Origin of the sequence: Kurthia huakuii LAM0618 (assembly GCF_000505545.1) — a bacterium.
Lineage (GTDB): Bacteria > Bacillota > Bacilli > Bacillales_A > Planococcaceae > Kurthia > Kurthia huakuii.
In genome coordinates this window covers 61,104-73,882 of the sequence record NZ_AYTB01000008.1, presented here as the reverse complement: position 1 = coordinate 73,882, position 12,779 = coordinate 61,104, and the positions used below count along the sequence as shown (strand labels likewise).

At 41.0% G+C, this 12,779-nt stretch carries 14 protein-coding genes and 3 tRNA genes; 6 read left to right on the top strand and 11 right to left on the bottom strand.

Going from position 1 to position 12,779, the window contains the following annotated elements; all coding sequences use genetic code 11:
* Positions 1-46 precede the first annotated feature (46 nt).
* The 4 genes from V514_RS0104615 to V514_RS0104600 form a co-directional block, all read right to left on the bottom strand.
* Positions 47-123, bottom strand: a tRNA-Arg gene (locus tag V514_RS0104615).
* Positions 124-140: 17 nt separating this feature from the next.
* Positions 141-229, bottom strand: a tRNA-Leu gene (locus V514_RS0104610).
* Positions 230-234: 5 nt separating this feature from the next.
* Positions 235-309: transfer RNA gene (locus V514_RS0104605), tRNA-Gly, on the bottom strand.
* Positions 310-552: 243 nt separating this feature from the next.
* Positions 553-1,074 (bottom strand): dihydrofolate reductase family protein, encoded by a 522-nt coding sequence (locus V514_RS0104600; protein ID WP_029498603.1) that lies wholly within the window; start codon positions 1,072-1,074, stop codon positions 553-555.
* 104 nt (positions 1,075-1,178) lie between these two features.
* On the opposite strand from V514_RS0104600, the gene V514_RS0104595 reads away from it, so the two are divergent.
* Positions 1,179-2,018 (top strand): aldo/keto reductase, encoded by an 840-nt coding sequence (locus tag V514_RS0104595; RefSeq protein WP_029498601.1) that lies wholly within the window; start codon positions 1,179-1,181, stop codon positions 2,016-2,018.
* A gap of 159 nt (positions 2,019-2,177) precedes the next feature.
* On the opposite strand, the gene V514_RS20755 is transcribed toward V514_RS0104595, so the two are convergent.
* The 4 genes from V514_RS20755 to V514_RS0104575 form a co-directional block, all read right to left on the bottom strand.
* Positions 2,178-2,309, bottom strand: a complete 132-nt coding sequence (locus V514_RS20755) for a hypothetical protein (protein WP_268744206.1) — start codon at positions 2,307-2,309, stop codon at positions 2,178-2,180.
* Positions 2,310-2,344: 35 nt separating this feature from the next.
* Positions 2,345-2,701: an ion channel gene (locus V514_RS0104585; protein ID WP_029498598.1), complete on the bottom strand. Its 357-nt coding sequence runs from the start codon at positions 2,699-2,701 to the stop codon at positions 2,345-2,347.
* A gap of 97 nt (positions 2,702-2,798) precedes the next feature.
* A complete protein-coding gene (locus V514_RS0104580) occupies positions 2,799-2,999 on the bottom strand; it encodes a cold-shock protein (RefSeq protein ID WP_029498596.1) in 201 nt (66 codons plus the stop codon).
* Between the two features lie 230 nt (positions 3,000-3,229).
* A complete protein-coding gene (locus V514_RS0104575) occupies positions 3,230-3,505 on the bottom strand; it encodes a DUF1033 family protein (RefSeq protein ID WP_029498594.1) in 276 nt (91 codons plus the stop codon).
* Between the two features lie 111 nt (positions 3,506-3,616).
* On the opposite strand from V514_RS0104575, the gene V514_RS0104570 reads away from it, so the two are divergent.
* From V514_RS0104570 to V514_RS0104555, 4 genes are all read left to right on the top strand, one after another.
* Positions 3,617-5,344 (top strand): globin-coupled sensor protein, encoded by a 1,728-nt coding sequence (locus V514_RS0104570; protein WP_029498592.1) that lies wholly within the window; start codon positions 3,617-3,619, stop codon positions 5,342-5,344.
* Between the two features lie 139 nt (positions 5,345-5,483).
* Positions 5,484-6,335, top strand: a complete 852-nt coding sequence (locus tag V514_RS0104565) for a 5-bromo-4-chloroindolyl phosphate hydrolysis family protein (RefSeq protein WP_029498591.1) — start codon at positions 5,484-5,486, stop codon at positions 6,333-6,335.
* Positions 6,336-6,349: 14 nt separating this feature from the next.
* Positions 6,350-7,525, top strand: coding sequence for a toxic anion resistance protein (locus V514_RS0104560; protein ID WP_029498590.1), 1,176 nt, complete (start codon positions 6,350-6,352; stop codon positions 7,523-7,525).
* 740 nt (positions 7,526-8,265) lie between these two features.
* Entirely contained in the window at positions 8,266-8,904 is a 639-nt protein-coding gene (locus V514_RS0104555; protein WP_029498589.1) for a DUF1269 domain-containing protein, read from the top strand.
* A gap of 41 nt (positions 8,905-8,945) precedes the next feature.
* Here V514_RS0104555 and V514_RS0104550 read toward each other — a convergent pair whose 3' ends face one another.
* The 3 genes from V514_RS0104550 to V514_RS0104540 all read right to left on the bottom strand — a co-directional run bounded on the left by V514_RS0104550 (position 8,946) and on the right by V514_RS0104540 (position 11,984).
* Positions 8,946-10,838 carry a vWA domain-containing protein gene (locus tag V514_RS0104550; RefSeq protein WP_029498587.1) on the bottom strand — a complete coding sequence of 631 codons (1,893 nt, stop codon included), beginning with the start codon at positions 10,836-10,838 and terminating at the stop codon, positions 8,946-8,948.
* Between the two features lie 10 nt (positions 10,839-10,848).
* Positions 10,849-11,709 carry an AAA family ATPase gene (locus V514_RS0104545; RefSeq protein ID WP_029498586.1) on the bottom strand — a complete coding sequence of 287 codons (861 nt, stop codon included), beginning with the start codon at positions 11,707-11,709 and terminating at the stop codon, positions 10,849-10,851.
* 74 nt (positions 11,710-11,783) lie between these two features.
* A complete protein-coding gene (locus V514_RS0104540) occupies positions 11,784-11,984 on the bottom strand; it encodes a DUF6501 family protein (protein ID WP_029498584.1) in 201 nt (66 codons plus the stop codon).
* Positions 11,985-12,259: 275 nt separating this feature from the next.
* Here V514_RS0104540 and V514_RS0104530 point away from each other — a divergent pair, with 275 nt between their 5' ends.
* Complete coding sequence (locus V514_RS0104530; protein WP_029498582.1) at positions 12,260-12,745, top strand: nucleoside 2-deoxyribosyltransferase; 486 nt, start codon at positions 12,260-12,262, stop codon at positions 12,743-12,745.
* Positions 12,746-12,779: the final 34 nt, after the last annotated feature.

Below are 12,779 nucleotides of genomic sequence, written 5' to 3'. Positions count from 1 at the left end.
TTGTTTGTTACTTTCAATGTCGTTTTATCCAGTTTTCAAAGAACAATGGTGCGCCCAGCAGAAGTCGAATCCACAACCTTCTGATCCGTAGTCAGACGCTCTATCCAATTGAGCTATGGGCGCAAATAAAAGTTAATAAATGGTGCCGAGGACCGGAATCGAACCGGTACGGTAGTCACCTACCGCAGGATTTTAAGTCCTGTGCGTCTGCCAGTTCCGCCACCCCGGCACATATGGAGCGGAAGACGAGGTTCGAACTCGCGACCCCCACCTTGGCAAGGTGATGTTCTACCACTGAACTACTTCCGCATGTGCTTGTTAACTTTTTTAAATATTCAAATGTTTTATGTCTTGTTTTCTTAAGAACATAAATTATTATATAGCGTATAAACATGGAATGCAATACTTTTCTAAAAAAAAAGCTATTTATTTTCATGCGACAACGCCCGCTACAATGCGCTTTCTAATTAAAACACCAACAAGCTATTTTGGCGTTTTTTTCGCTACGCGTTAACAAAAAAGAAGATGTCGCAAAACATCTCCTTAGCATCATTAGTCATCTTTTTTATACGTAAGTTCAGCAAATTGATTGTAACTTTGCGTTTGAATGAGCTTCCAATCGCTCATTGGTACGCCCGCTGAAAATAATGGCACGCCTTCTCCTAACACAACGGGCGCAATCGTAATAATCAATTCATCAACTAAATCTTCATTTAAAAAACTTTCGACAAGCTTCGCTCCACCTGCAAGCCAAATGTCGCGATCACTAGCCGCTCGGATTTGTGATAAGAGCTCTGCTGGCGACTGATTCGTAAACGTCACATTCGCATTGTTCATGCGCTCTTTCGATGTCATAACATAACAACTACGCTGTGCATATGGAAAGACGCGCGCATGACGTAAAATCCAATCATATGTAAGACTCCCCATAACAACCGTTCCTATCGTTGAATAGAACGCTAAATAGCCATTATCACCTTCTCCTTCGACGGCATTTAAAAAATCAATCGAGCCATCTGGTCTTGAAATATACCCGTCTAAACTCATCGCAATATACACTTTAACGCGTTTCATGAAATCCCCCCTACATTCATTTTAGCAGATACCTTTTCTTTCCAAAACCGATAACAATACGCTATGATAGGTTTACATCTTTCTTTACAAAGGAGCGAGTATGTGTGACAAACACGGTAGAATTAAATAATGGTAAAGCAATCCCTCAATTAGGGTATGGTACATTCCGCGTACCAGAAGGCGCTGACTTAGCAGTTGCCGTCAAAACAGCGATTAAAGAAGGCTATCGTTTAATCGATACGGCGGCTATTTATAACAATGAAGCTTCAGTCGGCCAAGGCATTCGAGAAGCTATCAATGACGGACTTGTAACGCGCGAAGAATTGTTTATCACATCTAAAGTATGGAATGATGGCATTTCATATGAAGAAACATTACAAGCTTATGATGATGCGTTAGCGCGTATGCAACTCGATTATTTAGATTTATATTTATTGCATTGGCCAGGCACAAACAACGATTTCATTCCACAATGGCAAGCGCTTGAAACACTTTATAAGGACAAGCGCGTAAAATCGATTGGCGTCAGCAACTTCCACGTACATCATCTCGATAAATTACTAGCGGAAACAACGATTGTCCCGACCGTTAATCAAATTGAATTAAACCCGCTACAAACGCAACAGAAAGTACGCGCTTATTGTCTTGAAAAAGGCATTCAAATTGAAGCGTGGTCGCCACTAATGAATGCAGCCGTACTTGACAATGCGACATTAAAAACAATCGCCTCAAAATATAATAAAACGACGGCACAAATTATTTTGCGCTGGCAAGTACAAACGAATATTGTGACGATTCCAAAATCGATGACACCAAGTCGCATCGCCGAAAACGCACAAATTTTTGATTTTGAATTAGACGGTGAAGATATTTTATTAATTGAAAATTTAAATGAAAATGGTCATTATGGTCCCGACCCAGAAAATTTTGACTTCGGGCGTTAATAATCAAAACAAAATAGGAAGTGCGTTAAGCGCTTCCTGTTTTTTTATGCCGTGTAAAACCTACTCGTTCGTCAGTTATTCGACACATTCCTCACTCTTTTTTTATCAACATATGTAATAAAAAAAGAGGAAAGATACCGATGCATCTTTCCTCGTCGATTATGATAAATCAATCGCACATTTCTCTGAGAGCCAAGCAATGCCAATAAGTACAACCCCTGTAATAATCACCGCTTGTAAACGTGAATCCGTTGTTAATTTTTCAAGCATCATATCACCTCTTACACTCATTGTTCCCATTCCTGCTAACATTTAATCCGAACGCCTTACTTTTTCGTTTCTTTTTCCTGCAATTCTTCGCGTTCAAATTCGAGCACTGCGCTCCCAAATAGCAATAATAGCGACAGCATGGCCCCCATTCCTGCAACTAAATAAAACATCGTAAACACTTTTGAAAAACTGTTTGTGAGTATAAGTCCTGTATCTAAGCTTGTTGGTACAAGTGTCGTGAATGCAAAATACAATGAATCAAGTACACTCCATTGTTCGATTTGATGATAAAATAACGTTCCCGATAATAAAATAAAACACACGGTCATTAAAATCGACCAGAAAATTTTACGTTTCATCATATGCATAACTGCTTTTAATAAGCGTAAAATCGTCAAAATAAACGAAATCATTGTCGCCACCCCTTTCGCTATTATTTTAACATTAAAATAAATTGTTTTTCTACATAAAAAAAAAGACTAGGATTGCTCCTAGTCTTAAAATAAACGATTAAAGTTTTACAACGTTTTCAGCTTGTGGGCCGCGGTTGCCTTCAGTTACTTCGAATTCTACTGCTTGGCCTTCGTCTAAAGATTTGAATCCTTCGCCTTGGATTGCTGAGAAGTGTACGAATACATCGTTTTCGCCTTCTACTTCGATGAAGCCAAAACCTTTTTCTGCGTTAAACCATTTAACTGTACCTTGTTTCATGTGAAAAAACCTCCAAAAAATAAAATGAACAAAGAAACAACGAAATCTACGCAAAACAAAAATTCACATATTACATAAAGTACCGTTCAAGACAAGCCGATCACTTTTTGTAATATGTGAATGGAAGTTCGCGGTCAATCAGAATTTCATTTGTTGCATTAATTATATCATGTTGATAGACATTGTCAAATAAAATTCTAATTTTTTGTCAAATTATCAAAAAAATCCCTTTATGCTTTTTTCCAAATAATGCCGTGATACGTTTGAATATCATCATCGCATGATTCACAAAATGCGACTTCTTCTTCGCTCCAAAATGCCCAAAAACATTCTTTCCGGTGTTCCTGATGCGGATATTGCTCACTCATCGCCGACAATGTTTGCTTTAAAAAACGCTCGGCTTCAAATTTATTATCAAAAGCACGCTCGCGTACAATATGCTGTTCCCAGCCATCAAATTGCCACCATGGCTCATAATCTGCTTTCATATAAATAATTTTATACAATCATACCATCTCCTTGAAAATAATTACCAAATATAAGTCCGATATGTCACTTACAGCGCATCTTATTTATGATAAGATAACTAGTAACACTTATTTTCCGGGGGGATTTTTATGTTTTCTACACTTCGTCCAAAACTTGAATTACATCAGTTGTTAGAACGTGGCACCGATATTCAAACGCTCGAGCGTTTTCAGCGCACACTTGCCTTTAATCACTTCTCACATCGCGATGAACAAAACTTACAATTTTTATACGATCAATTAACGTCTGTCAAACCATCGATGGAAGAAATTTTCCGTCTATACTTAACTGAAATTGCGCCAAATAGCACCGATGTCATTCTAGATGAAGCCATTCGTGATTACTTAACAAACTTTTTCTTACAGCCACGCGATGAAGCTTATGTAGAAAATGTTTTGCATTTCTTTTACCAATTCCGTCACTACAAATACGAACCAGGCCGTACAATTGTCGTCTTTAATCAATTTACATTTTATATCACTACACATATATTGTATAACTTTGGCTTTAAACCTGCCAAAGCATTCGACTTGATGCGCTCATTCCAATCGGCGATGAACATCGACCAAGAGATGCTGTTTGAGTCGATTACCGAGCGTATTCTTGAACATTCCGTTAGCGAAGTATCACATTTAATGGATACCGCTTCACAAATTATGTATATGAAAGATTTAGCGCTTAATCTCGACCGCCAAGCATCGGAAATCCAGTCATCAACGGCCGCGACAGAGCAAGTGAGCGCCTCGATTGCTGAAGTCGCTTCTACGACATCAACGATTTCTGAAAAAACCGAAATATCGCGCAGTAAGGCCGAGCATTCTAAAGCAACAATCGGCGATGCGCTAACGAAAATTTTTGAGACTGAAAAAACATTTGATGCCATCGTCCAATCATTCCAACATTTACAACAGCGCGTCGATAAAATTGAAAACGTTGTGACGCTCGTTAATGACATTGCCGATCAAACAAACTTGTTAGCACTCAACGCGTCGATTGAAGCTGCGCGCGCTGGCGAACACGGCAAAGGCTTTGCAGTCGTAGCTCAGGAAGTTCGTAAACTCGCTGAAAATACCGTTCATGCGCTCTCAGACGTTTCCGACAATGTCCAACATTTAAAACAATATTCAAGTTCAGTGGCCGACTCTATCGCTGAAACGACGTGCATTATTACAAATGCGACAGCCGAAGCAAAAGGTTCGCTGCCGCTGTTAACAGATATTGTCGATACAATTGAAACAATCAATGAGGATATTCGTACGACAGCCGCGATTTCAGAAGAACAAGCGATGGCGGTTGATGATATTTCCAATCGTATGGTTGAAATCAATGACTTACAAGAAGATATTCGTCGCCTTGGTCAACTAACGTCAAGCGGCATTTATAAATTGAGTCAAGAAATTAACACATTCCGCCTCAACATCGTTGCTGACAACAATATTCAACTATCTAGTTTTGCGTTATTACAACTGTCAAAAGCCGACCATATTTTATGGAAATGGCGCGTTTACAATATGTTCCTCGGCTTAGAAACGATTAATCCTGAAGACGTATCATCGCATCACGACTGTCGCCTTGGTCAGTGGTATAACGATCATCAAACGATTGAACGTTTTGGTCACGACCAGGCTTATATCGAACTCGAGCGTTATCACGCACAAGTCCATGAATCTGCCAAAGCCGCTGCAATCGAATTTAACGATCATCAAATTGCGCGTGCCGAACAACATTTGCAAACGCTTGAAGAAGCTTCGAATAACGTCTTGCATCATATCGATGCATTGATTGACCAAATTTCTTCACAACGTCTACGTTCATAAACGAAAAAAAGCCGCATCTTTTACAGGTACGGCTCTTTTTCATGGCAACACAATCATTTTTTTTGGAAAAAATGAAACTTTCCTATATTCTATTCGTATAGTTACTACAATGTATTTTCAACGAAAGAGGAGGATTCACATGCTCAATATAGGCCATCACTTTATGCGTTACGCACTCGCCTTCGTAATCGGGCCAATTGTTACGGGCATTACATGGATGGGCTTCGGTCTACCATTTTTCATTAGTGTTTTTGCGGGAATTATTGGCTTTGGTGCTACAGCCATCGCGACAAAACTTTTCCAAAAACGTGCCATTCGCAAACAATTCAATTTAACGAAATCAGAATATAAATTAATCGACGAGCAACTGCAAGAAGCACTTGATACGACAAGTATGCTCTCTAGTTTATTTACGAAAGTCCGTTCAATTAAAGGTTTTCGTCAACTATATGATATGAATAAAACAGCCAAACGCATCGTCAATATCGTCAGAAATAATCCACAAAAGTTTTACCAAGCAGAAACATTTTTCTATGCGCATTTGCCTTCTGTCGGTGAGTTAGCTGAAAAATATGTCACATTATCACGTGAAAAAATTAAAGACCACGACGTCCAAATCGCGTTGCGCCAAACACAGCACGCGTTAGATGAATACAATCGTATTTTAGACGAAGATTTACGTGAAGTCTTAGCCGACGATATTCAATCGTTAAAAATGGAGCTTGATTTTGCGAGTATTACCGCGAAACGTTTCCATGAGCGCGCCGAAACAGAACCTGTTATGCCCGAACAACCTGAACAATTAGAGGAAATGGATGAATTCGAAGCAGCACTGCAAAAACCTGCAAAAGAGCCCGTTTCACTTGATAAAAAAGAGGAATTAAAAGAACAACAAGATGTCCCGTTCCGCGAACCCGAGCTTGTACCACTAGAGCGCCGCGAGCAAACAAAACCACGTTCACGCATGGAACGCCGCCACTTTAACAATTAGGGAGAGATGACTTTATGACACAAAATGATAAATCGCTTGACGACTTATTAGCAGATCCATTTACGATGGACCAATTACCACAACAAAAACCGGTTGAAGCGGTACAACCCGCAAAACCTGTACGTGAAATGGACCGCCTAACACCTGAAGAACAACAAAAAGCCCATGAGTTAGCAAAACAAATTCCAATCGGCCAAACAGAGGCGATTTTATCATACGGTGCTAACGCGCAAGCTGCCCTATCATCGTTCTCTAATAAAATGCTTGACCACGTTCAAGCAAAAGATGTCGGTGAAGTCGGCGCAATTTTAACCGATTTAATGAACAAACTGAATCAACTAGACCCAGAAGATTTACGTGAAGAAAAACCAAAAGGCTTAAAAAAATTGTTCCATAAAGTACAAAAATCGGTCAACGAAATGATGACCAAATATCAAAAATTAAGTACACAAATCGACCGCATTGGTGTGCAATTGGAACATTCTAAACGCGGCCTAGTCGATGATGTCCGTATGCTTGACCAACTTTATGAACAAAACAAAACGTATTTCGAGGCGTTAAATGTTTACATTGCGGCGGCTGAAATTAAACGTGATGAAATCGTCAATGATATCATTCCGCAAGCACATGCGGAAGCAGCGGCATCGAATGACCAAATGAAAGTACAGGAAGTAAACGATTTAAATCAATTTGTCGATCGCCTTGAAAAACGAATTTATGACTTGCAGCTATCACGCCAAATCACGTTGCAATCAGCACCACAAATTCGTATGATTCAATCGACGAACCAAGCGCTAGCCGAAAAAATCCAATCATCGATTATGACATCGATTCCGCTATGGCGCAATCAAATCGCCATTGCACTAACATTAAACAACCAACGTAAAGCTGTTGAAGCACAAAAACAAGTAACACAAACGACAAATGATTTATTGCTGCGCAACTCTGAAATGCTGCGCATGAATACCGTTGAAACAGCGCGTGAAAATGAACGCGGCATCGTTGAAATTGAAACGTTGAAGAAAACACAAGACAACCTTGTCCAAACGATTGAAGAAACATTACAAATTCAAGCAGAGGGCCGCGAAAAACGTCGTGCCGCTGAAATTGAACTTGGTCAAATGGAACAAGACTTAAAGCAACGCTTACTACAATTGCAATACACAAAAAATGAACAGCAATATCGTTAATGTTTTTCTGAAGCTAGCCAGCAGCGCTAGCTTCTTTTTTTATGGCGCACGCTATTATGAAATCGTTGTCAGAAATGAGCTAGCAGCCCAAGTAGCGTGTTTTGGATACAACATAGTTGAGAATAAGTGCCAAACAACGACCATTGTTGCACAAAAAAATCATCATTTCGTAATTATCTCGCATATGCTGTCAACAAAAATTTTTATTTATGCCCTCAATATCAGATCATTACGATTTTTGCTCCATCACTTTTGCCCTTTTTTGCCCAAAACAGGACAAAAGCGGTCGATTTCGAAGCTCTGCGGGGCATTTTTCACACAAAATTTAGCGCCAAAAATTCGAGCATGTCATTTATTCAAAAAACGACAACTTGCACTATCAAATCAATGATTCCCTTACAGCGCTGTGTTGAAAAGCTCGATTAACGAGTAAAAATGGTTAAAAATGCGGCTCTAACGGACATTTTTTGTCCATTTTTGTAATGCTGTATTACAAAATGATTGTAACTATCGCCACGTCTATGTTATTTATTTGAGAAATGGACAATGTAACGCAAATAATTCGCTATTTTCTAGGTTTATTTTCTTAGAGCTGGCGCATATTGAAATATATGTTGTATCGAAAACCCGCTGTTTCACATAATAGCCAATTCTGATGAGCAATTGGCTGCTTAAGTTGTCATTTTTGTGGTAGTAAAATAGTGAACACTAATTTCAAACATGAAGGGGCGATTTACGCAATGGCAAATGAACATGTTTTAATCGTTTATTTTAATGTGGAAAGTGAAGCGTTTCAGGCACTGTCAGAAATTCGTCAAAATGCGGTAGCACATCATGGCTTCGTATTATTCGAACAAGTGTCGCTCATCAAGCGTGAGCATGGCAATGTTTTAATAAAAGATGGCTTCCACAATGGTGAAGAAATTGGCGGCGGTATGGCGATTGGCGGCGTCATTGGAAGCTTTATTGGCATTTTAGGTGGACCGCTTGGCGTGTTACTCGGCATGGGCGCTGGTGCAACGCTCGGTTCACTCCCCGCTTTAAATGATGCCGAAGAAAAAAATAGTTTGATTCGTTCTGTGACAACACGCTTACAAGACGGTGAGATGGCCATTTTAGCCGTCGTACAAGAAGAAAATGAACAAGACTTAGATCGCTATTTCGGTAAATTTGATACGATGATTATTCGCTACGATGCCGGTGTCATTGAAGAAGAAATCGAATATGCGGAAAAATTGCAAGAAGATCTCGCACATCAGGCGCAAGCTGCGATGAAGAAAGAGCGCTCCGACGAACGAAAAAAACGCGCCGCCGCAAAACGTGGTGGCGTCCATACTCGGTTTGAGTCACTAAAAGAAAAATTTAAACGCAACAATTAATACAAAAGCAGGACCTACTTTCATTCAGTAGGTCCTGCTTTTTACGTACTTTGAATAACATAACGAATTAATTTGCGCAACAATCGCAATGTACTGTCGCTAAACTGCGCGACATCGTCCGTTACGACAGATTTATTGCCGTAAATCGTCTGAAAAAGATGGCGCTGTTCATCGGTCGGCCGCTCGGTATTTAAAAATAAATGAACAACCGAAATACCTTGTTTCTCGGCTTCCATCACCGCTTCGGCCGTATCTAACACCCCGTTATTCGCATAGCGGAAAGCGGAAGGTTCGCCATCAGAAAAAATCAATAAAAATCGATGTTTTTCAGCGCGCTGTAATAAACGCTTGGCCATCCAACGAATGGCAAAACCATCGCGGTTATCTTCATGCGCCTCTAATGCCATAATGCGCGCACCATCATCAGCTGCCCCGTCCTCTAAACGATGTAACCATTCAAATATATTCGGTTGCTCCTCTGGCGTCGCTTCATAGGCATCTTCATAAAAACAAACCATGTCATGCGCAATCGCTAGCTTGCGTAACACATCATGGAATAATAATACGGCTTGCTTTGTCTCCGGTAATTTATCAAGCATCGATGCCGAACCGTCAATCAATAACCCAAATACCGCATCAAGTGGCTTTGCTGGGGCATCCTTTTTATAAAAGGGCTTCGGTCGTTCATCGGTCACAAATTGGAGCAATTCCCTACTGTTTAAGCGGCCGTATGACAACTGTGTGCGCTTTGCGACTTGTTTTTGCGCCATTTGTTTTTGAAACTCAATCATCATCGCTTTGACAAGTGGCTGTTGTTCAGTACGCCAACGCATTAGCTGTGCTAACTTTTCGGCTTCGGTCGTTTTTTCAACGCGCGTCTCCTCGTATGTGACGTGACGATTATCGTCGCCAAAAGCGTTCCCTGCTTGCTTTTTGTCCCTACGCTGCAGTTTTTTTGTGTCGGGTACGGCGTCCTTTTTTGGTGTTGCCTCGTGATTAATCGCCCCACCGATACCAACTTCACTCACATCGTTGGCATCATCGCCTTGTTCGGCCTCAGTCGACAAACTACGGCCTTTGTTCCCGCGCTCTAAATCAAAGCGTAAATGCGTTCCTTGTTGTTCGCTCGTTTCACGATGCCACGAGCGAAATACTTCCTCAATCGTTTCTTTCGCGCGCTCGGTATCACCGCTTGTTAGACAATTAGCACCTCGTGATTCTACAAAAGTAACGGCATCCGCCACCGTATTAACGAGCGCATAAAAATTTGTCGCTAAATCGCGATGCACGCGCGGCTCGATTAAGTGCATAAGACGCCACGTAAGCGCAATACTATCGTCTGTTGATTGCACATCATAAATCCCTTGCATTTGCCAACGAAGCTCTTCAAAACCGTCTGATGGTAGCTTTAACAGCCCTTCATTGGCAGCGATATATAAATAGTTCATCGCATATTCAGCGTAAAGATGCTTTTGGCGATGGACATTCATTTGTTGGCGATGCGTGACAACATACGTTTGACGGCGCACCGTAAAAGCGGTGTTCGTACCAGGACGTAGCTTTTCGACCTTTTCCATTAAGCGAAACTCTTCAATTAACAGCAATAATTGGCGCCGTAAACGTGGCAAGGATGCCGTACGAATATCGTCTAAATATGTGACATACGCACGCACGTCAAAATAGCGCCAAAATCCCGCAGCCATCAAATAAATATCCGATAACCTTCCTAAATGCATCACCTGTTCGTCGCGGTGACGCCAAAAGACCGATAACGATAATTTTTGTTGTTGCGGATTCATTTCGATTAGCTGGCGCTCGGTAATCGACAGCTCGTTATTGCCGGCTAACGCGCGGGCGAGCATGTCGTATTGGAGCATTTGGCGTGCATTTAACTGTTCATTATTAAATTGAATAAAACGGCCCATTTCCGCCATCTTTATCGCCTCACTTTATCCACGTTTTTGCAAGTTCAATGACCAATTCACGCTCCGTTTGATCGGCTAATTTTTCGGCAATCGCATAACGAATCGCGCGCAGTGGCTCGATATATTGTGCTAGCTCAGTTGCATCCAACAAACTACGAATCGATGCCGCTTCTTCACTCAACATACCTTGTTGCACTTGATTTTTTAAATCTTCAGCTAATGACAGCATCATTGTTTTAGTTGCGGCCGGTAATGTCGGAAAACGCTCCTGCCATAGCTCGCTCAGCTGCTCCCCAGAAATATAAGGCACGCTATACGACACAAAGCGGTTTTTAAGCGCCTCATTCATCGGTGTCGTCCCAATATAGCCTTCGTTAATGGCAGCAATGACATTAAAATCTTCATGCGCGTAAATGACTTCGCCGGTAAATGGATTCGTCAACATACGCCGGTGGTCAAGCACACTATGTAAAATCGGCAACGTTTCGGCTTTAGCCATATTAATTTCATCAATATACAAAATATGGCCCGCTTTCATCGCTTTTACAACCGGCCCTTCGACAAAATCAATGATCGTCTGTCCTTGCTGCTGCACGACGGTTTTAAAGCCGAGCATACTTTCGGCATCTAGGTCGACCGAACAGTTAATACTATGCATGGGCTGGTTAAAATACGCCGAAATCGTTTCAGCCATCTTTGTTTTTCCTGAACCCGACGGCCCTTTTAATAACACCGGTTTTTTAAGTGCGATGCTCACAAGCACATCTTCTAATAAATATGCGTCCGGTGAACGGTAACCGCCTTGTGCAATGAGTGTTGTTTCTTCCGTTGTATACAAGCGTTTGTGACGCGCTACACGTACGTGTTCGATTAACTCCATGAAAATTCCTCCTCCATTAAAAAAAAACGACCGTTTGCTTTATCGTAGCAAACAGTCGCTTTAGCGTCTAATAATTACGCGAAGTACGATTTGTAGAAACCGCCAACATGGCCAGAATTGTCTACAACAAAAATAAATTCTTCCGTTTCATTTTTTACGTCATATTCTTTTCCAACCGTTAAAACGTTTGATACTAAGAATTTTTTCGCATCGGTATTTGTACATGTTACTTTCTTAATTGTTGGTGCATCTTTCCAGTTTAAATGGATTGTCATTTCAGTCACAACCTCTTTCTATTAAATTCTTTCTTATTTTACCCGATTTTGCGCACATTGTGTAGTTCCACGGTGAAAAAGGCTATGCTATCATTAAGAGAATGAGGAGGGATTCGATGATTTTGAGCTTTATGTCAGGTGTGCCAACATGGTTTTTCGTTTGCGCCTTCCTGTTTGTCATTGCGTTTATCGCTTATTCAGAGTGGAATTCTCGCCGCTAGTTGCGGTGGGATGAAACACCCTTTAAACTTAGGCAGAATGGAGGTCTTTTCTATATGAACACAGGTTATTTAGCAAACGGTTTGTTTAGCCTTGGCGATCGTCTGGTCAATGACATCATCGCAAAAGAGGTACGCCAAGCGCTTCCTGGCGTCGAGTTATATGTGCCACAAGAAAATGCTGCGATTAATGATAAAGAGGCGTATGCAGATAGCGCACAAATTGCTGCGGCCGATATGACAGCGCTTATGAACAGTGATTTTTTAATTGCCGTTTTAGACGGTGTCGAAATCGATAGCGGTGTAGCAGCAGAAATCGGTGCGTTTGCGACATTACAGCGTCCGATTTTTGGCTTGCTTACAGACACGCGTCAACAAGGGCGCGATAATGTGAAAAAAATCGCGGCACTCAAAGCAGATGCAACCGAAAATCAGTTTATTTACCGCAATTTATTCGTTGTCGGCTTAATTAAACAACACGGCATCATTGCGACGTCAATTGAAGAATTAATCGCGGCATTAAGCAAAAAAGATTCCCCTTAAATTGTTCGGCCATTTCTTTCATGCAAACAAATGA